Below are 24957 nucleotides of genomic sequence, written 5' to 3' on the forward strand. Positions count from 1 at the left end.
ATGAATGCTGACTCTAATGAGTGTAACAAAATTTACTGTTTAATTATTTATAAACTGCTCCTGTGTTTGCTGAACTTACTAGCTTAGCATATCTTGCAAGATATCCCTCCTTAATTTTAGGTTCAACTTTTACAATATTCTTCCTTCTTTCTTCTAGTACATCTTTATTAACTAATAATTCTAACTTACCACTATTTATATCTATTGAAATTATATCACCAGTTTCTACTAGAGCAATTACTCCACCTTCTGCTGCTTCTGGAGATACATGTCCTATTGATGCTCCCCTTGTGGCTCCACTAAATCTTCCATCTGTAATAAGTGCAACCGATTTATCAAGTCCCATTCCTGATATAGCAGATGTTGGTGAAAGCATTTCTCTCATACCAGGTCCACCTTTTGGTCCTTCATATCTTATTACAATAACATCTCCTGCCACTATCTTATTATTAAATATAGCTTCTACAGCTTCCTCTTCTGAATCAAATACTTTAGCTGGCCCTTGATGAACTAACATTTCAGGAAGTACTGCTGATCTCTTTACTACAGCTCCATCCACTGCTAAATTTCCTCTTAATACAGCTATGCCACCTGTTTTGCTATATGGTCTTTCCACATGCTTTATTACATCATAATTCAATACTTTTTTATCTTTAACATTTTCACCTATGGTCTTTCCTGTAGCTGTAATACACTCTAAATCTATTAAATCTTTTTTACTTAATTCATTAATAACTGCAGATATTCCACCAGCTTCATATAAATCTTGAATATGAATATTCGATGCTGGTGCTAACTTACAAATATTAGGAACTTTTGATGACATTTCATTAATAATATCTAAATTCATTTGTAGTTTTGCTTCATTTGCTATAGCTGTTAAATGTAATACACTATTGGTTGAACATCCTAAAGCCATATCTACAGCAAGTGCATTTTTAATTGATTTTTCATTTACTATATCTCTTGGTTTTATATTATTTTTTAATAAATTCATAACTGCCATTCCAGCATGCTTCGCAAGTATTATTCTTTCTGAATATACAGCTGGAATAGTTCCATTGCCTGGAAGCCCTAATCCTAAAACTTCTGTAAGACAATTCATTGAGTTAGCTGTAAACATTCCTGAACATGAACCACATGTTGGACATGACTTACATTCCAATTCTTTTAATTCTTCTTTAGTCATTTTTCCACTTTCCACAGAACCAACTGCTTCAAATAGTGTTGATAATGATACTGCCTCACCTTTATATTTACCTGCTAACATTGGCCCTCCACTAACAAATACTGAAGGTATATTAAGCCTTAATGCAGCCATTATCATTCCTGGTACAATCTTATCGCAATTAGGAATAAATACTAAAGCATCAAAACCATGAGCTTTTACCATACACTCAACACTATCTGCTATTAACTCTCTTGTAGCCAATGAATACTTCATACCTTCGTGACCCATAGCTATTCCATCACATACTCCTATGGTTGGAAATACTAATGGAGTTCCTCCACTGATAAGTACACCTTTTTTAGTTGCTTCAACAATCTTGTCTAAATTAATATGTCCAGGTATTATATCATTTTGTGATGTTACTATTCCTATAAGTGGTCTTTCTAGTTCCCGATCACTTAATCCTATTGCTTTAAAAAGAGCCCTATGAGGTGCTCTTGCTATCCCCTTCTTAACCATATCACTTCTCAATTATATTCACCTCTATATCTTGCTTAATCTTTCAATAACTAGCTGTCCCATTTTTCTTGTACCAACGAGTCTTGTACCTTCACTATAAATATCCTTAGTTCTATAACCATCTTCCAATACTTTAACTACAGCATTTTCAATGGCTTGGGCTTCTTCTTCTAAATCTAAGCTATATCTAAATATCATAGCTACCGATAATATTGTTGCTAAAGGATTAGCTATATCCATACCTGCAATATCTGGTGCTGAACCATGAATAGGTTCATACATTCCAAGCTTTCCCTTACCTAAAGATGCTGATGGCAACATTCCTATAGACCCTGTTATCATTGAAGCTTCATCTGATAAAATATCTCCAAACATATTTGAAGTAACTATCACATCAAATTGTGCCGGATTCCTCACAAGCTGCATTGATGCATTATCTATATACATATGATTTAGTTCTACTTTCTTATATTCCTTAGAAACTTCAATTACTGTTTCTCTCCATAGCCTTGAACTTTCTAAAACATTAGCCTTATCAACACTGGTTACCTTCTTATTTCTCTTCATGGCAGTTTCAAAAGCAATCTTAGCAATTCTTCTTACTTCTTCTTTATTATATTTTTCTGTGTCAAAAGCAGCTTCTACACCATCTTCAAGAAATCTTCCACGGTTACCAAAATAAATTCCTCCTGTCAGTTCTCTTACTACAGCTACATCTATTCCATCATTAATTAGTTCTTCTTTTAATGGTGATGCTATTTTTAAAGGATTATACAAAAGAGCTGGTCTTAAGTTACAGTAAAGGTTTAATCCTTCCCTTAAACCAAGTAAAGCTTGTTCTGGTCTTACTTTAGCAGTAGTATTATCCCATTTATACCCTCCTACAGCCCCAAGTAATACCGCATCACTACTTTGACAAATCTTTAATGTTTCATGTGGCAAAGGGACTCCCACTTCATCAATGGCACATCCCCCTGCTAAAGCGTATTTTATTTCAAATTTATGATTAAATTCTTCTCCAATTTTATCTAATATAAGTATAGCTTCTCTAACAACTTCTGGTCCTATACCATCTCCTGGTATTGCTACTATTCTATAATTCATAAAAAAAGCCCCCTTTTTTAAATGAAAAATAAATAATTAAAATGAAAAATTTTATTATTCATTATTCTAATTTTTCATTTTAAATTTTTAATGTAATTAATAAGTCCATTGCTATTGATAATGTTTTGCATGAATTCTGGAAAAGGTTCTCCTTTGTAGTTTTCATTTTTAGTAATATTTTTGATTACTCCACTGCTAAAATCTATTTCTAATTCATCTCCATCTTCTATTGCTTTTGCCGCTTCATCACACTCAATAATAGGCAATCCTATATTTATTGAATTTCTAAAAAATATCCTAGCAAAAGTAGATGCTATTACACAGCTTATTCCACTTGACTTTATAGCTAGCGGTGCATGTTCTCTAGATGAACCACAACCAAAATTCTTTTTTGCTACAATTATATCCCCATTATTAACTTTCTTTGTAAAATCTTTATCTATATCTTCCATACAGTGGCTTGCCAGTTCACTATGATCTGCTGTATTTAAATATCTTGCTGGTATTATTACATCTGTATCTACATTATCACCATATTTAAAGGCTCTGCCTCTTGCTTTCATTTAATAACCCCCATTTTACAACAATTCTGGATTTGCTATCTTACCTCTAATTGCTGAAGCTGCTGCAACTGCTGGACTTGCTAAGTATACCTCAGATTCCACATGCCCCATTCTTCCAACGAAATTTCTATTAGTTGTTGATACTGCTCTTTCTTCCTTTGCCAATATACCCATATACCCCCCTAGACATGGGCCACAAGTTGGCGTAGAAACTACAGCACCTGCTTCTATAAAATCCTTTATGAGTCCTTCTTTCATAGCTTCAAGATATATATTTTGTGTTCCTGGAATAATGATGCATCTTATACCCTTATGAACCTTTTTGCCTCTTAATATCTTTGCTGCTATCCTTAAATCTGAAAGTCTTCCATTAGTACATGATCCAATAACAACTTGGTCTATCTTTACTTCCCCAACTTCATCAATAGTCCTTGTGTTATCTGGCAAATGTGGAAATGATACTGTTGGCCTTATCTTTGATAAATCAATTTCATAAACAGCTTCATATTCAGCATCTTCATCTGCATTAAACTCCATCCACTCTTTTTTAGAGTGTTCTTTCATATATTCTATGGTTTTTTCATCTACTGGAAATATTCCATTTTTTCCTCCAGCTTCTATAGCCATATTACATATAGTAAACCTATCATCCATTGAAAGATATTTTATCCCTTGGCCTTCAAATTCCATAGACTTATATAATGCACCATCTACTCCTATTTCCCCAATTATATGGAGTATTATATCTTTTCCACTTACCCATTTTCCTGGTTTACCATTTAGTATAAACTTAATAGCTGATGGAACTTTAAACCAACATTTCCCTGTAGCCATACCTGCTGCCATATCTGTTGAACCTATTCCCGTTGAAAAAGCACCTAATGCCCCATATGTGCAAGTATGTGAATCAGCCCCTATAACTACATCACCTGCAACCACAAGTCCTTTCTCTGGCAATAAACAATGTTCTATGCCCATCTGCCCAACTTCGAAATAATTACTAATCTTTTTATTCTTTACAAATTCCCTCACTAATTTACACTGCTCTGCTGCCTTTATGTCCTTATTAGGTGTAAAATGATCTGGCACAATAGAAATTTTATCCCTATGAAAGACATTATCTAAGCCTAATTTTTCAAACTCATTAATAGCTACAGGCGAAGTTATATCATTGCCTAAAATCATATCTAATTCTGCTTCAATAAGTTGTCCACTTCTAACGCTTTCTAACCCTGCATGCTTAGCTAAAATTTTCTGTGTCATGGTCATTGCCATATTATTGCCTCCTTTTTCACTTATTATTTATCTCAGCTCTTTTTTAAGCATCAGCACTTACCTTGATTAACACTAACTCTCTATAAACTGAATTATTATACTACTTTATAACTTACACCGCCGTAACTTTTTATATTATTTTACTGTATTGTAAAAATTTTACTCTCTATTCTATAGCAAAGTCAATAATATTAGCTTTTTTTTTCATTTTATTAATATCTAGCAAAAAGATTTTATTATTATTAATAGTTTGTTAAAAAATAAAGACTATTCTTAACTCTTTATCATCGCAACATCTCCAATTTTATTTTATTAATAATCGCTTTCATATTTTATTATTATTTTAAAAATACTCTTTTCTACAATTTTTCATACTTTACAATAAAAATATTATCATGTAAATTTATATGTAAAAAAAAGCGAAAGTAGAATTTTCTACTTTCACTTTCTAATATTTTTATATTTTACTTAATATTAAATTAGCTATACTATGAGCCATTTCGTTAATTTCTTCTTGATTTTCGCCTTCAAGCATAACTCTAACTAATGGTTCTGTTCCAGAAGGTCTTATAAGCACCCTTCCTACTCCATTTAATCTATCTTCAACTACTTTTATAGCTTCTACTACTTCTTCATCTTCTAAATATATATTTTTCATATGATTAGGTACTTTTGCATTTACTAATACTTGTGGTAGCTCCTTCATTATGCTTGCAAGCTCACTTAAAGTCTTATTCTTTTCTTTAACAACTTCTGCCACTTTTAATGCTGTAACTAATCCATCACCAGTAGTATTATGGTTTAAGAATATAATATGACCTGATTGTTCTCCTCCAAGAACATATCCATCCTTTAACATCTCTTCAAGAACATATCTATCTCCAACTTTAGTTTTAAATGTTCTTATTTCCTCTGCTTTACAAGCAATGTCTAATCCTAAATTACTCATTACTGTAACAACTAAAGTATCATCTTTTAATTGTCCTTTTTCTTTTAAAGCCTTCGCACAAATAGTTAATATAAAATCTCCATTAACAAGGTTTCCATTTTCATCCACTGCTAAGCATCTATCTGCATCTCCATCAAAAGCAAATCCTATATCACATCTTTCTTTAACTACATATTCCATTAAAGCTTCCGGATGAGTAGATCCACATTTTTCATTGATGTTTGTTCCATCTGGAGTATTATTGATTACATGCACTTCTGCTCCTAAACTTTTAAAAGCGTTTACTGCAACTTCATAAGCTGCTCCATTAGCACAATCTAAAGCAACTTTTAATCCTGCAAGTTCAGTTGCTATAGTTGATTTAGCATGTTCCATATATTTATTTATGCCTTCTGCTTCAAAGTGGCATTTTCCTAAATCTTTTCCTATTGGACTAGGTACCCCTACAAATCCATCTTCTATTGTTTTTTGTATCTTATCTTCTAATTCATCCGATAACTTATACCCTCTATTATCAAAGAACTTTATACCATTATATTCAACAGGATTATGAGAAGCTGAAATCATTACTCCTGCATCTGCATTGTACTCTCTAGTTAAATATGCAACTGCTGGTGTTGGAACTACACCTATCATCACTGCTTCTGCTCCAACTGAAAGAATCCCAGCTACTAATGCTGCTTCTAGCATATCTCCTGATACTCTTGTATCTTTTGCTACTAATATTTTTGGTTTATGAGTTCCTTCTGTTAATACAAAAGCTCCTGCTCTACCTAAATTATATGCTAATTCTGATGTTAGCTCAGTATTAGCTATACCTCTAACACCATCTGTACCAAATATTCTACTCATACAAATACCTCTACTTATCTTATCTATTTAATATAATTAACAAATATCGATTTTTACTACAATAATTATTGTAGCTATTATAGTATATATCCTATGCAATTTTTTTACAAGAATCTAACTACTTACTTTTTGGATAAAGCCTATCTAGCACTAGATTATAGCCTTCCTCTCCATAATTTAAACACTTATTAACTCTACTTATTGTTGCTGTACTAGCACCTGTAACTTCTGCTATTTCTGTATATACTTTCTTTTCCTTTAACATCTTTGCAACCTGCATTCTTTGCGCTAATGATTTTAATTCATTAATTGTTGCTATATCTTCAAAAAATTTATAACACTCATCTTCATTTTCTAATTTTAAGATAGCTTTAAATAATATATCTAATTCTTCTTTAAAATCTGTATTTTTAATGCTCATTATTCTCACTCCTAAATCAGCTTTTTTCAATATAATTTTATCACTTTAGCTTAATAAAGTTAAGTAATAAGAGCATTATTCCTCCTGGTTTTCATCAATATCCTCTGAAAAATCTTCATAACAGCTTAAAGTTGGTAATATCCACACTTCTCCAATGCCTTCATAAACATGTAGATATTCTTTTTCACTTATATCTGAATCGTTAAGATAATTATTAATTGATTCAATAGATACATCTATAGAACCACTTCTTAATACAGCAAAATCTCCATCTACTGTAAGCTTATCATTAAATAATTTGCATCTGACTATCTCACTTTCAGGAACATTCATAAGTAAAATAACAATTCCACTTCCACTAAGTTTTATTTGTAATTTATCCTTATCTAATAATTTTTCACCATCTTCAATATTGATTTTAATTGAATCTTCACATATATAAAATATATCCTCATCAACTATTATTTCTTCATCATATAATTCAATTAAAGAAAAATACTTAAATGATGGCTTAAAATACACTTCTCCTGTACCGCTTAAAGATATCTTTCCTGTCTTTTCTCCTATACCCAATAACCTTCTAGTTATGCTTGATGACTTAATCTTTTTATCCTTTATTCCAATATCACCTTTCATATAGCTTAATATTTCATTTTGTACCTTTATGGTGCTATTTTTTAAAATAACTTTAACTTGCCTCAATGCATCATTACAATCATATATATCCTTTGCCTGCTTAAAGCTTTTATAATTAGAATATCCCCCTATATCATTATATTGTAAAACTTGAAATAATGAATTCCCTATGCTTTGAAAAATAACTTCTGCCTTGCTTTTAGAAGTAATAGTTGTCTTCATATAACCACCCCTTCCTTAAGTATAGACACATTCCATCATTTTAATCTTTTCTCAAATAAAAAGAGCTTGAAAATCTAATTTTCAAGCATTATAAATTTATTTGTATTCTTTTGCTTCCTCTTCCCCACTTAATACTCTAATTCCACCTTGTGCTAACGCTAAAAGCTCATCCTCTCCTGGATATACTTTTACTGGTGCAATCCAACCTATGGCTTTTTTCAAATCATCTACTACAAATGGTGAGTATGCTATTCCACCAGTTAAAATTATTGCATCAACTTGGCCTTTTAGAACAGTAGACATAGCTCCTATCTCCTTTGCCACTTGATAAATAAATGCATCATATACTAATTTACATTTTTCATCTCCATTATTTTTCTTATCAATAACAGACTTTAAATCATTAGTTCCTAAATAAGCAACTACTCCACCTTTTCCTACTATCTTCTTATATACTTCATCCTTAGTATATTCACCACTAAAGCATATTTTAATTAGCTCTCCTGCTGGTACTCCTCCAGCTCTTTCAGGTGAAAATGGACCATCTCCATCTAAAGTGTTATTAACATCTATGACTCTACCATTTTTATGAGCACCTACAGAAACTCCACCACCCATATGAGTAACTACAAGGTTAAAGTCTTCATATCTTTTACCACTTTCTTTAGCAAACCTCTTAGCAACAGCTTTTTGATTTAAAGCATGGAATATGCTTATTCTTCTTAATTCTGGCACTCCAGATAATCTTGCTACATCGCTTAGTTCATCAACTACAACTGGATCAACTATAAAAGCTCTTACATCTGCTTGTTCTGCAATTTCTTGTGCTAATATTCCTCCTAAATTTGAAGCATGAGGTCCTTGCACCCCAATCTTTAAATCCTCAAGTAAAGCCTTGTTTACTTCATAAGTCCCACTTGGAATTGGTTTTAAAAGTCCACCTCGCCCTATTACTGCATCTAAAGTGTTTATATCAAAATTATTTTCTCTTAAAACATTAAGGATTACTTCCTTCCTAAAATCCTTTTGAGAGTAAATAGTTTCAAATTGACCTATTTCTTCTGCACTATGCCTTAAAGTCTTCTCAAAAATTTGCTTTTCATCTTCATAAACACCAATTTTAGTTGATGTTGAACCTGGATTTATTATTAATAATTTAAATGCCATTTTTAATCCTCCCAAAAATTCTTATTTATTTTCAGCTACTAATGCAGCTAATACTATGGAATTAACCTTGGTTTCAAAGCTATCAGCTCTTGAAGTTAAAATTACTGGTGCTGATGTACCTACCAGTATTCCACCATTCTTAGTATGAGCAGTATAAGTTAATGTTTTATACATAACATTAGCTGTTTCAATGTTAGGAAGTAACAATATATCTGCATTTCCTGCAACTGAGCCGCTTACCCCTTTATGTTCAGCAGCTTCAATTGATAAAGCATTATCTAATGCTAAAGGTCCATCAACTATACATCCTTTAATTTGCCCTCTATCACTCATCTTTGATAATAATGCTGCATCTACTGTTGCTTGCATATCTGGGTTAACAACTTCCACAGCACATATTGGAGCTACTTTTGGTGTTTGTATTCCACAAGCCTTTGCTACCACTACTGAATTTTTAATTATTTGAGCTTTATCCTTTAACTCTGGATAAGTATTAAATGCTGCATCTGTTAAAAGAATTAATCTATCAAATCCTTCTATTTCAAAAACAGCTACATGAGACATTAAACTTCCTGTTCTAAGTCCAACTTCCTTATTTAATACGCTTCTTAAAAACGTTGCTGTATCTACTAGACCCTTCATAAGCATATCTGCTCTTCCTATCGATACTAATTCAACTGCATGTAATGTTGCTTTCTTAGGTTCTTCTATATTTACTATTTCAAATTTATTTAAATCCATACCTATGTTCTTTGCTATTAAAGATATTTCTTCTTTATTTCCAACCAATATTGCATCAGCTATTCCTTTATCATTTGCTTCTTTAACAGCTTCTAGAACTGGCTCATCTTGTGCCACTGCTACTGCTAATTTTTTTCTCTGAATCCCCTTTAATTTTGATAATAAATCATCAAAATTCTTACTCATAATACACCTCTCATTTCTTATTTTATCCCTTTTATTATAAATTTTAGTATTTTTTATAATATTTAACAATTATATTTTATCAAACTTTATCATAAATTCCTAAATTTTCAGAAAACTTTTAGTTATTTTTTTCACATAAAAAAATATTTTTTCCCCTACATAGTGGTACTTTTCATCACTTTTACCCTACATAGCTGTGGTTTTTGTCACTATTCCCCTACATAGCGGTGCTTTTCTTCACTATTAATGCTTTCACCTTTAATTCTCAAATATTGCCGGTGCATTGAAACTATAATATAATTTCCTTAAAGAGAGGTAAGTTTATGGATCAAAATTTCAAAAAAAAGATAGATGATTTATTTAAAATTAAATATGAGAAAATAACAAAATCCAAATTTGATGAGCTATATTGTACTTTATATGCAGATCTTAATAAAATCTCAGATCCTAATAAAAAGGAAAGTACATATAAACGTTTAATGCTTACAACAAAGCAAACAAAACAAAGATTGGTTAAAAAGATAAAATCAGATAAGAATTTGAAAATCAATCAAGATATTGAAAATGCTAAATATATCTATAATCAAGTATTAGATAAAACTATCGAACCTGAAAAATTCATAATAATGTTTGAAGCAAACTCCATTGATGAATACATAAATAAACTATATAGAAATATGGATCTTTGGGTTAATTCTGCAGATGCATTACTTTCAGATTTTGAATATTTAACTATTCTTCACAAAAAATCTATAGTGTCAGCTTTTAAAAATGATATTATTAAACTTTATTATTCTTATACAATGAGTAATCATAAAGAAATAACAAGAATTCCTAGAGTATTAAGTAATATACCTTTTGATCCAACTAATAAGAAAGATTACTTTACTGTAGAAGAAAAGCGTGAATTAGATGACATTGATAACTTTTCATTAGATGGAACTATCGATAAATTGATTTCATCTAACAGTAATGAATTAATAATGAAATTAGAGAAAAGAACTTATTTAAGAATTGAAGAAGGAAAACAAACTCAGGATCTTATAACTCAAATAGCATTCTTAAAAGCAGCTAAAGCATTAAATAATCTTGATTTAAAGATAATATCACTTTTTTATACAAACTTTTATAATCTTGTAACTGATAAAAGTATTGGTAAATATATAAGCGACCTAGTTAAAGAATTAGGTTTAAGTGAAAATAAAAACAACTTTATTGCTGTTGAAAAAAGTTTAAACAAAATAGGTAGTATCCGTCTTGAATCACCAGCATATGAAGGTCGTAAACTAAAGGGATCTATATTAGATGTATTCTTTGATGTAAAAGATGGCAGAAAGCATGTTGAAGTATATCTTGGAGGTTTCTTAAAAAACCTTATCCTTATGGACAGTAGTTTAAACTTTAATAAAGATGTTTTTGATAAATTAAGTGCTGATTCACAACAAATTGCAATTTGGCTTCAAAATAGAAGGTTAAAGTTATCAATAACTAATCCAGAGCTTAAAGAAACAATTTCTTTAAATGAATTTGCAGATGCAATACTTATGACAGCTAAGAATGTTTATAGACGTAGAGATAGAATAATTGAAGCATTAATAGAATTACAAAACTATAATTTAATAATAGAAAACTTTGAATACGAAAAGAAAGAATATCAATTCCTTATTAAATATATAAAGTTACCTGAGAATATAATGAAAAGAATTGAAACTGAAGATTTTAAAGCAGGAGAGCTTATTGAAGGAATAGATTATTCAATATCAAATTAATATAAAAGCAATAATTAATAATGTATATATTTATTAATTATTGCTTTTATTTTTATTAAATAATAAATTGTAATTTAATTTATTTTATATTCAAAATATACTTTTTTATATAATTATTATTTAATGTAAATACATTAAATAATAATTATATAATGTACTAAATAAATAATTTAATTAAATTAATATTTTAAATTCATATAATCCATATATCCCTTATTATATCAAGGTTAAATTAACTTTTGTGTGTTCTAACTGATAAATTTTAGTTTAATACTACTTAAATAATGGGAGTTTTATTTCCTATAACTTATACTATTTTAAATAAAACTCTTATTATTTATTGCTACTACGTCTTAAGTTAATAGTCTCATTAATAATAAATTTATATCTATTATTAAACATTTAAATCAAAAAAATAGAAAACATTAAGTGATTCCTAAGAATCATTTAATGTTTTCTATTTTTACACTTATTCAATAATTATTATAATTCTCATCCTATATATAATATTTTTATAATTTACAGTATCACAATTTCATTAATTTAAATAACATCATAGTGCTATTAAACCTGATAATGCAAGAGTATATGAAAATGCTAAAGTATGATTAACATTCCATTATGGTGCTATTAAACCAAACTTAATCGGTGAAATGAAACAACTATCTTATGAATTAACATTCCATTATGGTGCTATTAAACCGGCTTAAATTCTAATGCAGATATAATTGCTTCCGCATTAACATTCCATTATGGTGCTATTAAACCTTTTTTAACGTTTTTCTATTTGGGCTATAAGGTCCGATTAACATTCCATTATGGTGCTATTAAACCAGTACTCACTTTATCTTTAATAGCAGTCAATAAATCATTAACATTCCATTATGGTGCTATTAAACCCCGTTAACTTTAAAGCCACTATATATCTAGTTTGATATAGTAGTTTCTGTCTACCTCTTATTTTATAATAAATTTTATCAATACTAATTACCAACTTTAATTATAAAATAGCTACCATATACTTATATTACTTATTTTGTCTACCCCCTGTGTTTTTTACACTATCTATGATAGACAATAAACTAATATAATTATTCAATTTTGGAACGCCTAACGGTCACACATTGTTAGGATTAACCCTTACCGAGTGATGATGGTATATAGTTGGTCAAAACCTTATATATTTAATCCATCTCCTCAGCCTTCGGCACTTTAAGTTACCGTAACTGCTATATATTTATATATAACATCAATACAATTATATTGCATTATTTTAAATTTGTAAATAAAGGTTAGTTTTATCAATGTTTACTTACGTGCAATATTTATTGCTGCATTATGATCTGCATTAAGAGTAAAGCCACACTTTTGGCATTCAAATTTATCCTGTGTTATTCTATTTTCTTCATCAACATAACCACATTTACTACATGTTTGTGATGTAAATGCTGGATCAACATACTTTACTTTTATTCCAACTCGCTCTGCCTTATATTCAATCATACTTTGTAATTGATAATATCCCCATTTTCCTAGTAAATTATTATCAAAACCTTTTTTATTAAGTTCTTCTAAATTAATTGTTTCACATGTATATTTTTGGGCAAATTCTATAATATTCTTTGATAAAAAATGATTATATGTTCTAGCAAAATTCTTTTCTTTATCTCTAAACTGCATTGTAGCTTTTAATTTATGTTTTCTTCCTTTTCCTCCATTAGAGCTTTCTAACTGCTTATAAAGTCTTTCTCTCCTTGCTTTAAACTGACTTCTAACTTTAAAAAATTCATTATATGAACCAATTGATTTTTTAATAAATGTATTATCATTTAGACATATCATTGCTGGAACTTTTACTCCTAAATCAACCCCTAACACCCTTCCTGGTATTATTTCTTTGTTCTTTGAAATGAGATTATCTGGAATATTTATATTTAAAGCCAATAATAATTTATTATTTTTATCAAATTCAAAGGTACATTGTCCTAGCGTATATTCTTTATTAATTATTTTATGTAATGTATGACTTAATTCTATATTATCTTTTTGTCCTAATATTACTTTAAATTCTATTTTATTAACCCATTTAATAACAAAAGTATTTGTGTCTTCTAAATATGATATTTTAACATCTCTTCCTCTAGTCATTAAAGGGAAATTTCTTTTATAATTGGTAGCTCCTCTTTCCCCTTTTGCTAATCCATTTTTTAAAGAAGTGGAAAAATCTTTTTTTACTTTTTGAGTTATAGCAGATTTACTATCTATACCTATACCAAAATTTATATCATCAAATATATTTAAACTATTTTTGATAGTTTTCATATGATTTTTAAATCCATCACTTTTTATATCCATACCATTTGCATAGTAACCTGATAATAAGTAACCCATGCATCTATTTAGCCCTTGATACTGTGCATACATACTATCTCTAATAAACTTATATGTTCTATTTATCTCTTCAGCTTCTTCACTATTAACTATTAATTTAACCTTCCTTACTGTTATCATTTCTATATATCCTCATAAATTATTTTTTATTACAATTATACCATTTTTACATAATTATAGCTATAATTAATAGTTTCTATACATTATTTTTTACTACATTATAATTTTATTGCTAAAACGTATTAATATAAATATATATCTATAAAGAAAAAAGGCTATAAATTTATAGCCAAATGAATAAAAAATAAATTTAAGTAAATAATATAAATGTTAGTTTAAGAAAGCTTCTTAGATATTTGTTTAACTGGGTGCTTACCAGTAGATCTAAGGGCTTTTTTGCTTTTTTTATAATATGAATTGTTTCTTTTATTTTTTTCCTTTTTTACATTGTATTCAAATTTATATATGTAATAATGAATTACAATTGGCAGTATTACTGCAATAAGGAAGTATATGAAACTCCATTTCAAAAAAGCAAAAAACAGTTTATCTATTAAACTCATCTGTATCTCACCTTCTTTCTTAAGTTAATTAAAACTAAACGGTGATTATAAAATATAATACAGTATAAATATATTCATAAGTTTAAAAATTCTTTCTAATTACTTTTAACTTTAATATCATCAAAATATCTTGAATACCAAGTATTTTCTATCTCATCATATTCTAATTAAACTGAAACAATACTCCATTTGATAAAGCATTTTAGGGTGTTGTCCTATAATTATACCTTTCGTAATATCAGTTCTAATAATTTTATCTCTTTCCCTCCCAATTATAGCTAAAAATTACTTGTAAAAACAAAAATATGATTATAAATATTACCATCAACATTATAGATTCTATTATTGGCTCTTTTGGATTTAAAATATTTAAATTGTCTAATATAAAATAAGAACTTAACCTTATTGAGTATCCCCAAGGCAAAATCATCCATATGCTATCTCCTATCCCTGTTAACATCAATGCTGAAATTATACTTCCTATTATTCCGATGCCAATTGATGCACCTTTACCTAAATAAAATACTGCTAAATATTGCATAATATATAGAAGTATATTGCTTCCAAATACTATAAGTGATTCTTTAAAGTAAATATCTATTTCTATAGAGTTATTCCCCATTAAGTAAAATATAATTCCAAAGCCTAAAATCGTTATTAATGTTGATATAAAACCTAATGTTAACATTGAAATTAACTTGCTAAAATGAACCCAATATCTCTTATTTGCTATACCTAAAAGATATTGAAATCCAGCTTCTTCTTCTTGTTCATATATCATATTTACAATAATTGATATAACTAAAGGAAATGCTATCGAAATAACTTGAATATATGTCATAATTTTTTTTAATTCACTCCATGGAGAAATAGTATAATAGGATAAAAAACATATAACAGCTATTATTGGAATTATTAAATGTATCTTCACTATCTGCGAATGATAAAATTTATAAAAATCTGTCTTTACATAATTCATAAACTGTGCCATACCTATATCTCCTGTTTTTCAAACCATTTGGCGCTTATATATGATATAAGCAAGTATAGTATTACTGTTATTAATAATCCTATTATAATAATTTTTATATCAAAAGGATAACTTCCATTATCCACTGATAAACCATTAGGCAATATACTTATAACATGGCACATTATTCTTGGCGTAATTGCAAATGGAATCCACCAGATTGATGTAACTGAACAAATTACTCCTAATCCACAATTACATACTAAACTAATAATTACAGCAAAACTAGTACTAAACCTCATAGACACATACATAAATAATGGTATTTGCCATGAAGATAAGATAAATAAAAGTACCGATGCTAAAAAGCTAAATTGTATAGGAATTGTACATTTGAATAAATATCCCATAATAGTTACTTCTAAAAAAAATATTAAACATGTTATACCTAAATAAATAGTGCAAAGAATTATTTTACTATACCAAATTTTATCTTTATCAATTACTACACTAAACAATCCATGAAATGTTCTTTTACTATCATTATTTATAACAAATGATGATATCATGGTTAAGCTGGCAGGTAATATAAACATATACCACCAATTATACCCTCCACTTTGGATATAGTTACCACCCATTAATACAAGCACTAATAGTAATGTTATTGTTGGACCTAACCATATTAACACTTTTTGAAAAGTAGATTTTTGTTTTAGATGTTCAGCTTTTATCATGTTAAACATTTTTATTACCTGCCTTTTTCATTACATTAAAAAATATACTTTCTAAATCTGTATTTTCTTTAATTTCTTCTTGATACAAAAGTCGACCATTTGATATTATTCCAATATGATCAGCTATTTGCTCTACTTCAGATAAAATATGGCTTGATAATAGTACTGTCATTCCCTTTTTAGGAAATGATTTAATTAACTCTCTTAATTCTCCTATACCGATTGGATCTAATCCATTAGTTGGTTCATCTAATATTAAAAATTTTGGATTATTTAGCAAAGCTATTGCTATTCCTAATCTTTGCTTCATTCCCATTGAGAATTTCCCTGCTTTTTTCTTTCCTGTATCTGTTAGACTAACAATTTCTAAGACATCTTCAATACGAGATTCGGGTAAATTGTATAATAAGGTTCGTACTTTTAAATTTTCTCTTGCACTTAAATTTTCATAAATAGGAGGTTGCTCTATAAGTGCACCTATTTCTAATAAATCATTTCTACACCATTTTTTACCTTTGTATAGTATTTCTCCTGATGTAGGATTTATCATTCCACTTATCATTTTTAATAGTGTTGATTTACCTGCCCCATTAGGTCCTAATAGTCCGTATATTGAATTTTCAGGTACCTTTAATGATATATCTTTGTTTACCTCATGTTTTTTATACTTTTTATTTAAATCTTTAGTTTGTATAATATACTTCATATTTAAACCTCCTTTTTACTAACGTTAGTGTAAAATTTTTTACACTACTTTTCTTTTAAATTCTTTATATATTAAGGTTTCGCAAGTTTTTTTGTATAAAAAACAACGACCCCCTAATTTCATGTTAAAATTGAATCTCTGACCAAACAAATTTAACCCTGAAAGAATGTCATTATTATGGATTCAATTATAACTTATTTACTAATACTTAATTAACATTATCGGTGAATTACTTTTATTTCACAACATATTCCACTAAAACAAATGATATTTGATGATTCAAATAGCTCTGAATATCAAAAATTCAAAGTAGATAAGCTACCTACAATACTTAAATTGGAAAAAGTAGATTATAAATTACTTTTAGCTTATTACAAACATAAATATAATAAGACAGTAAAATCCGTCCAAAGACGGAACGGTAAGTCTATTCCTTAGAAAATTAAGTGTCCTAAATGTGGTGCACCTCATGAATATATTTATGATAATAACGGTAATAAAGGTCATATATAAATGTAAGGTTTGTAATCTTCTATTTAAAGAAACTAATTATGCAACTAAGCTAATAGTTTTTATTTTTCCTTACTGTGGTGCTACGCTTGCGGAGCAAAAGCAACATAAACATTTTAGAATACATAAATGCATTAATTCTAAATATTCATATTATCAGAAGAATCTTAAGAAACTTCCTAAAGATCTCAATCCTGCTGATGAATATAAATACAAACTTCACTATATATACCGTGAATTCAATATTAACTTCTTTAAGATGGATTTATATCCAATATAAAAACATGCTACAGGATTTACTTTTAAAAAGTTTAATCCTCATATAATGGGATTATGCCTTACTTATCACGTTAAGCTGACGAAACTTATATAGAAGTTAAAGGAATTAAGCATTATGTTTGGATTGTAATGGATGCTTGTAAAAAGTCTATTTTAGGTTATCAAGTATCTGATACAAGATCTACAGGTCCTTGCATATTAGCAATGCGTATGGCTTTTGATAAGTTTAAATATTTTCCAGGAAAAGCTTTGAACTTCGTTGCCGGTGGTTATAGCGCTTACCCGTTAGCGAAGCAACAATTTAAATTAGAAGAAAATAAAGAATTTAATCTAACTCAAGTTATTGGACTTACTAATGAAGATCCAGTATCCGAAGAGTTCCGTTAGGTTAAGCAAGTAGTAGAGCGTCTAAATCGTACCTTCAAATCTTCCTATAGAGTTACTTGTGGCTATAAAAGTGACGAAGGTGCTCTTTATGGATTCTCTCTTTTGGTTGCTTATTATAACTTTTTAAGACCTGATCCATATAACTATCATCGTCCTTTAAATGAACTGGATGCTTTAAATACCGCTGATAACATGCCAGCAAAATGTCAAATTCTTATCATCCTCGGTCAACAAACCATATTAAATATGCAAGAATCTAAAACTTCTTAATAAACTATAAAACTAAATATTGATTTAATTTTTGCCTCCGATACCGAAGGTCTTTTTGTCATATTCAATTTTCAAATTTTAATTGATATTGTAAAGTTATTTTTTTATTGTTATCCCAAATTAGCCATAGGCTATTTTTTCATACGAAACTTTACACTATCTTACTTACTAATTAAATTATAAAAAATGTTTATAAGGATTTTATAAGGAATTCTGTTTCAATTTGTACAATATTTTTAACTAATTTTATTTTCATAAAAAAATAGCTATCGCTAGCTGATTTTAATCAGCTAATGATAGCTATTGATGATGTTGTATTAGTATTATTAATCTCTCATATAATATAAAAATTTAATAATTTATTGCTATACTTAGAAAAATTCATACTATAGAATCTTAATTACTCTTTTAATTCTCTAATATAAAATTCTACAGTTGCTCCATTAAACTCATTATTATAAGCTTTAATTTCTCCACTATAATTTAAAACAATTTTTTTTGATATATATAAACCTAATCCAAAATGGTTTTTATCAGATTTATTTTGATAGAATGCGTCAAATAGTGTATTTATATCAGAATCTTTAAATCCTTTTCCAGTATCAATACATTTAAAGTATATTTTATCACTTACTTCTTCGTCAAAAACATTAAGAGTTATACTTCCACTATCAGTAAACCTAATACTATTAAATAATATATTATCAATTACTCTATTTAGCATAGATTCATCTAAAATATAGTACTTTTTATTTAAATTTACGTTGAACTTAATAATTAAATCTTTTTTAGTTATTAAGCTTAATAATTCCATTCTCTTTTCTTTTAAAAACTTATCTAAGTCAACTCTTTGAACTCTAAATAAAAAATCTAAATTTTCTACTTTATAAATTAAAGAAAGATTATTTGTAAGATTGATCATTTTATCACAATTTTTCTTTATTATTGCCATTGAATTAGATATAGAAAATCCCTCCATATCCTTTAAATCATTTATAAGTTCAATTTCCCCAGATATAACTGTTATTGGTGTACGTATATCATGTGATATAGATGATATCATCATTTGCCTTTCATTCTCTACTTTAGATAATCCTTCAATATTTTTCTTTAATTCATCAACCATTATATTGAATGACTCTTGTATTGTTAAGAACTCTTTGCCATTTAATCCATTTATCTTAAATGAAAAATTTCCATTTGAAATATTATTTGAAGCTTCTATTAATATAAAAATATTTTTTTGTATTGATTTATATAGTTTTCTTGTAAATAAAAATAAATACACAATAAAAAATATTATAGGAGAACTAAGTAAAATATAATATACAATGACTACATAAGGATTATCCTTTATATTGTTGACAGTATAGCTAAAGGGAGCCTTAAGAATATAAATATATTTTATAGAATCATCTTTTATTAACGGTACTCCTCTATATACATATCCATCTTTAACTGAATTAAATTTTAAATATTTTAATATATCAACCTTTGAATCTATAATATCAATATCTCCAAATAAATGCTTACCATTAATATCTACAACTTCACCTTTAATTTTATTAGAGTATTCATTTAAATCTATCAAATTTCCCTCTAAAATTGAATCTGTATTGTTAATTATTTCATTTTCTATAGAATCCAAATATTTCTCATAATGGTCCGTAGATTTGCTATAGTTACTAGAATAAATGATAAAAATCATCAAAAATATATATGCAATAATTGTTGATATAAAGGTATAAAGAAATATTTTAATAACAAGTAAATAAAATTCACTTTTTATTGTTTTTACCTTACTTATACAACGTCCCATTTATATCCAAAGCCATAAACTGTACTTATATATGTGTTTTCTGAATCTTTCATTTTTATTTTTTTTCTTATATTCTTTATACTTTCAGTTACAGTTTCCAAATAACTTTCCGAATCTTGTCCCCAAACTCTATCAAATATTTGTTCTTTAGAAAACATAATATTTTTATTTAACATGAAAAGTTCAATTATTGCATATTCTTTTTTAGTTAATTTCAATTTTGATCCATGACAAAATACCTCTTTTGCCATAATATCAATAGTTATATTTTTAGAAGTTAACATATATTTTTTACTTCTTGTAATTCGTTCTTCCCGTCTTAAATGACATTCAACTCTCGCGAGTAATTCTTTTAATCCAAATGGCTTAGTAATATAATCATCGCCACCAATTGATAGTGCACCTACTTTATCTTCTTCTAAATTTTTAGCACTTAAAAATATTATAGGACAGCTGATCTTGTCCCTAATAATACTACAAAGCTCTAATCCATTCATATCACTCATCATTATATCTAATAATATCAAATCAAACTCCTTAGATATAATATTTTCTAAAGCTTTATTCCCTTCTTCATATGTTTCAACATAATAATTATTAAATTCCAGATATTGTTTTACCATCCTACAGATGTCTTCATTATCATCAACAACAGCTATTTTTTTTTGCTCCATATAATCACCCAATTTCCCCAAAATAATATTTATAGTTCTATTTATTGTAATGAAAATGCATAATCCCATGGTGTTTTAATACCATTTTCTATAGCTAATATTGTTAATAATATTCCAACAACACCATCTATTATTCCAATATAGTCATAATATTTCGTTTTCTCATTATCCTTTTCAATATTATAAAATCCAAAAGCAGCTTTCTCATCATATAAATCTAATACTTTATTTATTAGATTTACAGAATGTTCATTAAAATATTCTATATTTGTTATTTCATAAAATCTTTTTGAAATATATGCAACACCTGAAAATCCATGACAAAATGTTGGTGAATAAATACCATTTAATCTTTTTATAGCTTTTTTCATTGCATCAACACTACTATCTATATATTCTCTTTTATTCAATGATTTTCCTGCAATAAGTAAAGAATACGCAACTCCTGGTGTTCCATAACACCAAGCATCTCTACTATTTGTCTCATTCACTTCATTATTTATATATTCTTCTAAAGATATGTGAGAGCCCCAATAATTTTTTTCATCATCTTCAATATGAAATTTCATAAGAAAATCACTTATTTTAATAATAGTTTCAATTTGATTAGGTAATTTAATTTCTAATTTAGCACTGTTGCATAATACTAATAACATACCTGGTATTCCATGGGATAATCCTATATTAAAGCATCCATTTGGCCAAAGATCTTTATCATGCTTTAAAAATTGATTTTCTGCTGGTATATACCATCCTGGAATTACTAAGTTATCCCAAATTTTATCTTTACATATTTCTATTATATATTCTACTATAAGAATCAGAGCTTCTTTCATTTTATTATCATTATTAAATAGCATACAATAATTTGCTACTCCGCATAAACCTTCAATGACATCATAATCAGACATATGGATATCTTTCTTAGATTTTAATTCCAATACTAATTTTTTAATTAACTTTTCAATAAATGAATTTATATTCTCAATAAATGATGCATATCTAGTTCTATTGTGAGATAGACAAACAGCTGAAAGTCCTATTCCAGAAGCACCACTAAACATAGCTAGTGAAGAAATACCTTGCTCTTCTATAAGTCTTCCCATTTTAAGCATATATTCATGCCCTATATTATCAAATCCTTCTTCTGGATATTGTTCATTTAATTCACCATACAATACACAAAGAGCTGGTATTCCATGACTTAAAGTTAACTCTCTAAATGGGTTTATAGTTATTCCCTCTACATTTATAAAATTTCTTTCGTTATTTACAGTATCCTTTATATAATCATAATCTGATAATTTTTTTGCTATAGATATAATTAAACTTTTTATTCTTTCTTTTTCCATTGATTTTCACTCCTTTAAAATGTTTATAATAAGGTTAACTATATTTCTTAACCTTTATATATCAAAGTCTATATGACCTAGCTTTTCCTTATGACTCAATATTTAATAATATTGATTTGTAATCAACTTCTAGATTCCTTGATTCAAAACAAGAATCCAAAACTTATTCATGCCATTCTTTAAGAAGAACATTTATTGCAATGAATTGTGAACATTTTAGAACAATAACTTTACTATGTACTTTTTAATGTTCTAATGTTAAAGTTGACTAACTACGAGAGTTAGCTATTACGATATAATAATTTAATTATATGTGATGTAAAATTAGAGCTACAAATATATGAAGTGAATTTAACCGGTGAACAATCTAATATTTCAAATTTAATAAGCTTACTGGATAAAATAGATACTTAGTCTAGCTAAAAAACTCAAAAATAAGTTTGATTCAAAAGCAAATTATAATATTAAGGTATTTTACATGTGTAGTTAAAAATAGACGTATTACTAACTTATATTGATTAAAAACTCAGTTGTAGGAAATAAAAGATTCATTGCTAATCTAAGCACTTTGTTATCAGTTTTAATCGCCACAATCCTTATAAATAAGATTAATATGCTTCGCTCCTTAGCAATCTTAAACGCATGAGTTAGATTTTTAATAACCAATATTCCGCATTTAATCTTCCTCATAGTAATAGTCTATATTTTTTACGTTACATTATTAGTAATTAACATCAAATTTTCTATTCATAATTCTTTCATTTATATTCAATTTTAAAAAATCAATTATGCCTATCTTTAATATTTATAGCTATAATAATTACTTTTATCTTAAAATAAGTAATTTAACACCTATCAATTAAAGAATAGGTCTAAACTACTTATTTCTAATATTACAAATTTTTATTTTACAATTTTATCTTGCTTTATCCCCTCTAATTCATACATTTTTTTATATACAAAATTATTCTTTATTAATTCTTGATGAGTTCCATTACCAACTATCTCCCCTTCATTCATTACAATAATTCTATCTGCTAACATGGCAGTTGACAATCTGTGAGAGATAAATATACCAATTTTATCTTCTGTCATTTTAAGAAACATATCTATAACTTCTTTTTCTGCTATAGGATCTAATGCTGAACTTGGTTCATCTAATATATAAAGAGAAGCATCCCTAAAAAACGTTCTTGCTATAGCTATTTTCTGCCATTGACCACCTGAAAGTTGTCTTCCATCTTGGAACCATAATCCCAATTGTTCATCTAAGTTACTAATAAATGTGGCACTGGCTTTATCTAATGCTTTTTTCATATTTTCATCATTATCTATACTTTCTATATTTCCAAATCCTACATTTTCCCTTACAGTCATCTCATACTTTGTGAAATCTTGAAATAATACTGCTATACAATTTTTTAATTGTGCTTCATTATAATTATTAAGTGATATTCCATTATATAATATACTGTTTTCCTTTACTTCGTATAATTTAGAAATAAGTTTTACTAATGTGCTTTTTCCAGAACCATTAGCTCCAACAATAGCAACTCTTTCTCCTTTTTTTATATTAAGATTGATATTATTTAATACTACATTTGGAGAATTAGGATATTTGAATGTTAAATTTTTAATATCTAAAGTTTCAATATCACTAATATTTTTTAATTCTTTATTTTCAATATTAAAATTTTCTTCTTCTAAATCTAAGAACTGAAATAATTGACTAATATATAGATTATTCTCATATAATGTATATACAGTATTTAATATTTCTTTACAGTTATTTTGAATTAAATTCAATGCATTAATAAATCCTACAACATTACCTATCAAAATTTCTCCTATAAGGGCTGAATAAATTATTATAAATAATATAATTGATGTACATGCTTGTTGAACAAATTCAAATATAAATGTAAAAATAGATCTTCTTTTAAATAACTTTATATCTTGTTTAACAAACTTGCTATTAATACTATCAAATTTATTCAATACATATTGGCCTATGCCATAAGATTTTATTTCCTTAAATGTATTATCTCTAGTTACTAAGTAAGATAAGTACCATGATTTTCTTTTATCTGTAGCTCTTTCCCAATTAATATTAAATTCCCTTTGACCTATTTTAAAAAAATATACTGAAAATGTTATTGGAATTAATACTAAAATGAGTAAAACCCAAGGCTTCCAATTTATTATTATACTTACAGATGAAAAAAGTGTAACCATTGATGTTATAAGATTTAATATAGATAGAAATACTTGATATGGCCTATAGGAAGTTTCACTTTGAACCCTTTGCAGCTTATCATAAGTTTCAGAATCCTCAAAATCTTTTAATGATAGCTTTATACATTTATTCATTATTTTATAGTTTAATTTATAATTAATTAATGTTTGAAATTTATTTTGATAATACTCCATAATGGATCCAATAGTATCACTAAATAAGTTTGCGCATATATAAAATATAAAGGCAGCTAAAACTCTATTAAAATCTTTAGTTGTAATCATATTTAACAGGTATTGGGAACCAAATAAAGTAAATATAGGGCATATCCCTAAAATAATACTTAGGAAAATTATAATAAAAAAGCTCTTCTTGTGTACCTGCTTTATTAATTTAATTGTTTTAGGTATCATCTTTACTGCCTTTACTACATCTTTTAACGACACATTATCATTATAATCTTCTATATTCAATTTTTATCCTCCTCC

The 24957-nt window shown here is 27.6% G+C and carries 22 protein-coding genes and 1 CRISPR repeat array; of the genes, 4 read left to right on the forward strand and 18 right to left on the reverse strand.

The window, feature by feature from the left end; genetic code table 11:
- Positions 1–43 precede the first annotated feature (43 nt).
- The 9 genes from ilvD to ptb all read right to left on the reverse strand — a co-directional run bounded on the left by ilvD (position 44) and on the right by ptb (position 9848).
- Positions 44–1702: a dihydroxy-acid dehydratase gene (gene ilvD / locus H8R92_RS06285; RefSeq protein WP_186834994.1), complete on the reverse strand. Its 1659-nt coding sequence runs from the start codon at positions 1700–1702 to the stop codon at positions 44–46.
- A 12-nt stretch (positions 1703–1714) separates the two neighbouring features.
- Positions 1715–2794 carry a 3-isopropylmalate dehydrogenase gene (gene leuB / locus H8R92_RS06290; protein WP_186834995.1) on the reverse strand — a complete coding sequence of 360 codons (1080 nt, stop codon included), beginning with the start codon at positions 2792–2794 and terminating at the stop codon, positions 1715–1717.
- Between the two features lie 74 nt (positions 2795–2868).
- Positions 2869–3357: a 3-isopropylmalate dehydratase small subunit gene (gene leuD / locus H8R92_RS06295; RefSeq protein ID WP_022212034.1), complete on the reverse strand. Its 489-nt coding sequence runs from the start codon at positions 3355–3357 to the stop codon at positions 2869–2871.
- A 15-nt stretch (positions 3358–3372) separates the two neighbouring features.
- Positions 3373–4632 (reverse strand): 3-isopropylmalate dehydratase large subunit, encoded by a 1260-nt coding sequence (gene leuC, locus H8R92_RS06300; protein ID WP_186834996.1) that lies wholly within the window; start codon positions 4630–4632, stop codon positions 3373–3375.
- A 457-nt stretch (positions 4633–5089) separates the two neighbouring features.
- Complete coding sequence (glmM, locus tag H8R92_RS06305) at positions 5090–6433, reverse strand: phosphoglucosamine mutase (RefSeq protein ID WP_186834997.1); 1344 nt, start codon at positions 6431–6433, stop codon at positions 5090–5092.
- Between the two features lie 118 nt (positions 6434–6551).
- Positions 6552–6854, reverse strand: coding sequence for a YerC/YecD family TrpR-related protein (locus H8R92_RS06310; RefSeq protein WP_022212031.1), 303 nt, complete (start codon positions 6852–6854; stop codon positions 6552–6554).
- A gap of 75 nt (positions 6855–6929) precedes the next feature.
- Positions 6930–7712 carry an AIM24 family protein gene (locus tag H8R92_RS06315; RefSeq protein ID WP_022212030.1) on the reverse strand — a complete coding sequence of 261 codons (783 nt, stop codon included), beginning with the start codon at positions 7710–7712 and terminating at the stop codon, positions 6930–6932.
- Positions 7713–7808: 96 nt separating this feature from the next.
- Positions 7809–8879, reverse strand: coding sequence for a butyrate kinase (gene buk / locus H8R92_RS06320; RefSeq protein ID WP_186834998.1), 1071 nt, complete (start codon positions 8877–8879; stop codon positions 7809–7811).
- 21 nt (positions 8880–8900) lie between these two features.
- Entirely contained in the window at positions 8901–9848 is a 948-nt protein-coding gene (ptb, locus tag H8R92_RS06325; protein WP_186835015.1) for a phosphate butyryltransferase, read from the reverse strand.
- 281 nt (positions 9849–10129) lie between these two features.
- Here ptb and H8R92_RS06330 point away from each other — a divergent pair, with 281 nt between their 5' ends.
- Positions 10130–11575 carry a hypothetical protein gene (locus H8R92_RS06330; RefSeq protein WP_186834999.1) on the forward strand — a complete coding sequence of 482 codons (1446 nt, stop codon included), beginning with the start codon at positions 10130–10132 and terminating at the stop codon, positions 11573–11575.
- A gap of 541 nt (positions 11576–12116) precedes the next feature.
- A CRISPR array of direct repeats spans positions 12117–12475; the repeat unit is 30 nt; unit sequence ATTAACATTCCATTATGGTGCTATTAAACC.
- A 408-nt stretch (positions 12476–12883) separates the two neighbouring features.
- Here H8R92_RS06330 and H8R92_RS06335 read toward each other — a convergent pair.
- The 5 genes from H8R92_RS06335 to H8R92_RS06355 form a co-directional block, all read right to left on the reverse strand.
- Positions 12884–14086 (reverse strand): RNA-guided endonuclease InsQ/TnpB family protein, encoded by a 1203-nt coding sequence (locus H8R92_RS06335; protein WP_186835000.1) that lies wholly within the window; start codon positions 14084–14086, stop codon positions 12884–12886.
- Between the two features lie 215 nt (positions 14087–14301).
- Positions 14302–14529, reverse strand: coding sequence for a hypothetical protein (locus H8R92_RS06340; RefSeq protein WP_186835001.1), 228 nt, complete (start codon positions 14527–14529; stop codon positions 14302–14304).
- A gap of 253 nt (positions 14530–14782) precedes the next feature.
- Positions 14783–15520, reverse strand: coding sequence for a lantibiotic immunity ABC transporter MutG family permease subunit (locus H8R92_RS06345; protein WP_186835002.1), 738 nt, complete (start codon positions 15518–15520; stop codon positions 14783–14785).
- 2 nt (positions 15521–15522) lie between these two features.
- A complete protein-coding gene (locus tag H8R92_RS06350; RefSeq protein ID WP_186835003.1) occupies positions 15523–16245 on the reverse strand; it encodes a lantibiotic immunity ABC transporter MutE/EpiE family permease subunit in 723 nt (240 codons plus the stop codon).
- On the reverse strand, positions 16238–16942 hold the full coding sequence (locus tag H8R92_RS06355; RefSeq protein ID WP_186835004.1) for a lantibiotic protection ABC transporter ATP-binding protein: 705 nt from the start codon (positions 16940–16942) through the stop codon (positions 16238–16240). The genes H8R92_RS06350 and H8R92_RS06355 overlap by 8 nt, the downstream gene beginning before the upstream one ends.
- A gap of 264 nt (positions 16943–17206) precedes the next feature.
- Here H8R92_RS06355 and H8R92_RS13630 point away from each other — a divergent pair, with 264 nt between their 5' ends.
- The 3 genes from H8R92_RS13630 (at position 17207) to H8R92_RS13640 (ending at position 18118) form a co-directional block, all read left to right on the forward strand.
- Entirely contained in the window at positions 17207–17380 is a 174-nt protein-coding gene (locus H8R92_RS13630) for a hypothetical protein (RefSeq protein WP_366461265.1), read from the forward strand.
- A 31-nt stretch (positions 17381–17411) separates the two neighbouring features.
- A complete protein-coding gene (locus H8R92_RS13635; RefSeq protein WP_330606888.1) occupies positions 17412–17732 on the forward strand; it encodes a hypothetical protein in 321 nt (106 codons plus the stop codon).
- Positions 17733–17860: 128 nt separating this feature from the next.
- Positions 17861–18118 carry a hypothetical protein gene (locus H8R92_RS13640; protein ID WP_334297763.1) on the forward strand — a complete coding sequence of 86 codons (258 nt, stop codon included), beginning with the start codon at positions 17861–17863 and terminating at the stop codon, positions 18116–18118.
- Between the two features lie 670 nt (positions 18119–18788).
- On the opposite strand, the gene H8R92_RS06365 is transcribed toward H8R92_RS13640, so the two are convergent.
- The 4 genes from H8R92_RS06365 to H8R92_RS06380 form a co-directional block, all read right to left on the reverse strand.
- On the reverse strand, positions 18789–20036 hold the full coding sequence (locus H8R92_RS06365; RefSeq protein WP_243166615.1) for a HAMP domain-containing sensor histidine kinase: 1248 nt from the start codon (positions 20034–20036) through the stop codon (positions 18789–18791).
- A 155-nt stretch (positions 20037–20191) separates the two neighbouring features.
- Entirely contained in the window at positions 20192–20881 is a 690-nt protein-coding gene (locus H8R92_RS06370) for a response regulator transcription factor (RefSeq protein WP_186835005.1), read from the reverse strand.
- Between the two features lie 41 nt (positions 20882–20922).
- The gene (locus H8R92_RS06375) at positions 20923–22233 is read right to left on the reverse strand and encodes a lanthionine synthetase C family protein (protein ID WP_186835006.1); all 1311 of its coding nucleotides are present in this window, start codon (positions 22231–22233) and stop codon (positions 20923–20925) included.
- A gap of 903 nt (positions 22234–23136) precedes the next feature.
- Positions 23137–24942: an ABC transporter ATP-binding protein gene (locus H8R92_RS06380; protein WP_186835007.1), complete on the reverse strand. Its 1806-nt coding sequence runs from the start codon at positions 24940–24942 to the stop codon at positions 23137–23139.
- Between the last annotated feature and the right edge of the window lie 15 nt (positions 24943–24957).

The sequence above is a fragment of the Clostridium lentum genome (genome assembly GCF_014287815.1).
GTDB lineage: Bacteria > Bacillota > Clostridia > Clostridiales > Clostridiaceae > Clostridium > Clostridium lentum.

Excerpts from the sequence above, each read along its gene's own strand:
- leuD (WP_022212034.1), bottom strand. The coding sequence starts at position 3,357 with ATGAAAGCAAGAGGCAGAGCCTTTAAATATGGTGATAATGTAGATACA.
- H8R92_RS13635 (WP_330606888.1), top strand. The coding sequence starts at position 17,412 with ATGAATATATTTATGATAATAACGGTAATAAAGGTCATATATAAATGT.
- H8R92_RS06370 (WP_186835005.1), bottom strand. The coding sequence starts at position 20,881 with ATGGAGCAAAAAAAAATAGCTGTTGTTGATGATAATGAAGACATCTGT.
- H8R92_RS06310 (WP_022212031.1), bottom strand. The coding sequence starts at position 6,854 with ATGAGCATTAAAAATACAGATTTTAAAGAAGAATTAGATATATTATTT.
- H8R92_RS06330 (WP_186834999.1), top strand. The coding sequence starts at position 10,130 with ATGGATCAAAATTTCAAAAAAAAGATAGATGATTTATTTAAAATTAAA.
- H8R92_RS06355 (WP_186835004.1), bottom strand. The coding sequence starts at position 16,942 with ATGAAGTATATTATACAAACTAAAGATTTAAATAAAAAGTATAAAAAA.
- H8R92_RS06340 (WP_186835001.1), bottom strand. The coding sequence starts at position 14,529 with ATGAGTTTAATAGATAAACTGTTTTTTGCTTTTTTGAAATGGAGTTTC.
- buk (WP_186834998.1), bottom strand. The coding sequence starts at position 8,879 with ATGGCATTTAAATTATTAATAATAAATCCAGGTTCAACATCAACTAAA.
- H8R92_RS06345 (WP_186835002.1), bottom strand. The coding sequence starts at position 15,520 with ATGGCACAGTTTATGAATTATGTAAAGACAGATTTTTATAAATTTTAT.
- leuB (WP_186834995.1), bottom strand. The coding sequence starts at position 2,794 with ATGAATTATAGAATAGTAGCAATACCAGGAGATGGTATAGGACCAGAA.
- H8R92_RS06335 (WP_186835000.1), bottom strand. The coding sequence starts at position 14,086 with ATGATAACAGTAAGGAAGGTTAAATTAATAGTTAATAGTGAAGAAGCT.
- H8R92_RS06375 (WP_186835006.1), bottom strand. The coding sequence starts at position 22,233 with ATGGAAAAAGAAAGAATAAAAAGTTTAATTATATCTATAGCAAAAAAA.
- H8R92_RS06350 (WP_186835003.1), bottom strand. The coding sequence starts at position 16,245 with ATGTTTAACATGATAAAAGCTGAACATCTAAAACAAAAATCTACTTTT.
- leuC (WP_186834996.1), bottom strand. The coding sequence starts at position 4,632 with ATGGCAATGACCATGACACAGAAAATTTTAGCTAAGCATGCAGGGTTA.
- H8R92_RS13630 (WP_366461265.1), top strand. The coding sequence starts at position 17,207 with ATGATATTTGATGATTCAAATAGCTCTGAATATCAAAAATTCAAAGTA.
- H8R92_RS06315 (WP_022212030.1), bottom strand. The coding sequence starts at position 7,712 with ATGAAGACAACTATTACTTCTAAAAGCAAGGCAGAAGTTATTTTTCAA.
- glmM (WP_186834997.1), bottom strand. The coding sequence starts at position 6,433 with ATGAGTAGAATATTTGGTACAGATGGTGTTAGAGGTATAGCTAATACT.
- H8R92_RS13640 (WP_334297763.1), top strand. The coding sequence starts at position 17,861 with ATGGATGCTTGTAAAAAGTCTATTTTAGGTTATCAAGTATCTGATACA.